The sequence below is a fragment of the Sphingobacterium shayense genome, assembly GCF_013179575.1.
Classification (GTDB): Bacteria; Bacteroidota; Bacteroidia; order Sphingobacteriales; family Sphingobacteriaceae; genus Sphingobacterium; species Sphingobacterium shayense.
Genome location: NZ_JABMCQ010000341.1, coordinates 1 through 938 on the forward strand (window position 1 = coordinate 1; position 938 = coordinate 938).

At 41.7% G+C, this 938-nt stretch carries 2 protein-coding genes; both read right to left on the reverse strand.

Translation table 11 applies throughout. The annotated features are described in order from the left end of the window. Positions 1-705 (reverse strand): beta-L-arabinofuranosidase domain-containing protein (locus tag HP439_RS19240; RefSeq protein WP_246229430.1); only part of this gene is annotated, 705 nt, incomplete at its 3' end. Between the two features lie 13 nt (positions 706-718). Continuing rightward, positions 719-938 (reverse strand): hypothetical protein (locus HP439_RS19245; RefSeq protein WP_172391929.1); only part of this gene is annotated, 220 nt, incomplete at its 5' end.

Genomic DNA, 938 nt, shown 5'->3' on the forward strand with positions numbered 1-938 from the left:
GAGTTCTACTGTCCCCATATAATGTGAAGGGCAAATAGCGTTTCTAGCTAAAGTTGGATTGGAATTTTTATAAAACCCATATAGATAGTCCGCGGCCTTGATAGCTATATTTAATAATTGCTTTTCACCGGTAACCCGGTAATGTATGCATGCAGCGGTCATTAAATGTCCGATATTATAGGATTCGAAACTCAGGCGATCTTGAAACTCAATATTTTCACCAGAATTACGCTGGTCAATCGTTGCTTTGGTATAAATATAACCATCAGCACGTTGCGCTTTTGCAATTACAGGTATAACTTGATTAATCATCGATAATAACTTGGCATCTTTGGTTTGTGCGTACAACGCACACACAGCCTCCAGCGTTTTATAAAAATCACCATCGTGAAACGAGGGCCCCTGATGTTCCCCCTGTTCAAGACCTGCGGCTATCTCAAAGTTACGATAAGCATGACTGATATCTGCACTCGTATAGACTTCCCACAACCGAGGAACCATATGATTATAACAAGTTGTCGTCCGATCAGCCCAAAAACCTTTTGTCCATGACACATCACCAAGGTCTATACCGGCGGTGACCGCATGAGGGCTTTTGCTCGTATTGGTAAGTGCTTTTTCTTGCGCGTTAACAGCTGTAAATACTGATATTGCAGTGCATAACGCTGTAATTCTCCTGATACCTTTCATTTGTTTCATTTCCATCAATGATCGTTTCCTAATTTCCTTGTCCATAACGAACAATCTCTACCTTTCCCTGTAACCCGGCCGGTTGCATCTCTTTCAAAAATTTTGACGGTGCGGTCGTCTTCACTTGTGGTGCGGCAACTTCTACCTCACGTTCATAACCGAAACGGTTGCCCCAAGTATTGTACACCTTTATTTCTAGTTTATTTTCGCCTACTTTCAGCCCTGTTTTCAAATCAATTTCAAAAGGT